Raw genomic sequence first — 1665 nt, 5'->3', positions numbered from 1 at the left:
ATAAGCTTTGATTTTAACTGCCCTATTTCATTGTAGGTGTTACTGGTTAATGCAACCGGTGTCTGATTATTAATTTGCTCGGTGGTTACCAGCATCCTGCCTGCATGGTCATAGCTGTAGCTGTCTGTAATGCTAAGGGCCGCTGTCGTGTAGTTATTGCCGGCGTAATGCTTACGGGTACTGTTTAGCAGCTCACCTACAAAGTCATAATGATTGGTAACCACATCCACACCCTGAAGCTGGTGTTGCTTAATGGTCTTGCTGAGCCTTCCCTTGCTGTCGTAATAGCTGACAGACAGCAAATAGCTGCCCGGGCTGCCCAGTATCTCTATTCGGGAACCTGTAGGCAGCCCTTTGGTCATATTGCTCAGGCTGTCGCTTCCGTTAGCAGCGGTGATCAGACTGGTAGTCGGATTTACTCCCGTCAGTGTCAGAAAACTGTAATCGTCATAGTAGTTAATGCTATAGGTCTCCGTAATGGTTGTTGGGAAAGCCTGATTAGTATAACCATTACCGGTGGTAACCCTGTTCTCCGTCAGCTTGGTAGAGTCCCAGGCGCCCACGGTTGTTTGCAAAGTGGCTCTGGAAGAGGAACTGTTGTACCTGCCGGTCATCACCATCCTACCTAACCCGTCATACTTGGTAAAGGCCCAGTAGCCCAAAGATCTTTGTACGGCATCTTGCGTAGCCACTAAGTGGTCTGCTTTGTCATAGAGCATATAGCCCCATCCCTGACCGGGTATTTTCTTTTCGACCATTCTTCTGCGTTCATCATAATGGTAGGCGTAGATATAATTGCCAAAGTTCGCATCTGTTGTCAGCTCTGTAAAGCTGGTAATACTGCTAAGGGCAGGAGGCAAGACATAAGCCAGATCCCCGAAGTCATCATAGATATACTGGGTGATAACAAAAGCACCGGCTGCACCGCTCTGTACCTTTTTACAGACCACCTGCCCATCTTTGTCTTTAAATTCAATGACCTGATGGCTGTTCTCGTCGGTGGTAATGGTTTTGTAGAGTTCCCCGGCTGCGTAATAGCCACTGCCGGTAGCACCAGTGTTGTTGCCATTGGCATCGGTGGTAATATTCCATAACCTGACTTCCGACGCGACATTTATTTCATAGTCGGTATTGACGGTGTGTCCACTACCTACTGCCCAAGTGCTACCGGGGTTAGCGAGTTGCAAGGGTCTGTTGAGCGGTGAGGCTTCAAAGACTGTCTGACTATAAGGATTAGGTATTACCGGAATGCTGGTATCTGCTGTTTGTTGGTAGAACAGGTACTGTGCACTGTTGGTATAAGTTGGGTTGATAGCAGATCGGTAGCTGCCTGTTGTATCGCCCGCCGCATAGGGTAGGTAGCTTTTGTCCTGCCTTCCGTAGCCGTCATAAGTAATGGGCGTAACGATATCTTTTCCATCCGGTGCAGCCTGTATAGCAATATCCTGCATAGGTCTGCCTAAACCATCGAAATAAGTTATCTGCTGGCGTATCGCTGCCGAGCTAAGGTTGGTAATGTCCGCATCGGTAGTAGCACCTGCGGAAAGTACAGAAGTACTTAATATATAATTTTGATTATCAGAAACCAGCGTTCGTGGCTGCAAGGTTACCGCCAGACCTGCTGCGGGCGTGTTGCCACAAGCCGTGGTCGCTGCTGCATTAACC

The 1665-nt window shown here is 48.5% G+C and carries 1 protein-coding gene; it reads right to left on the bottom strand.

Annotated features, from left to right (window positions below):
* Positions 1–1665: DUF6443 domain-containing protein (locus VN105_RS12725; RefSeq protein ID WP_325641411.1), on the bottom strand; the 1665-nt coding region annotated here is incomplete at both ends.

It is taken from the genome of Chitinophaga sp., from assembly GCF_035564935.1.
Lineage (GTDB): Bacteria > Bacteroidota > Bacteroidia > Chitinophagales > Chitinophagaceae > Chitinophaga.
Note: the sequence above shows the minus strand (reverse complement) of the source record. Positions and strands in the feature narration are given on the sequence as shown.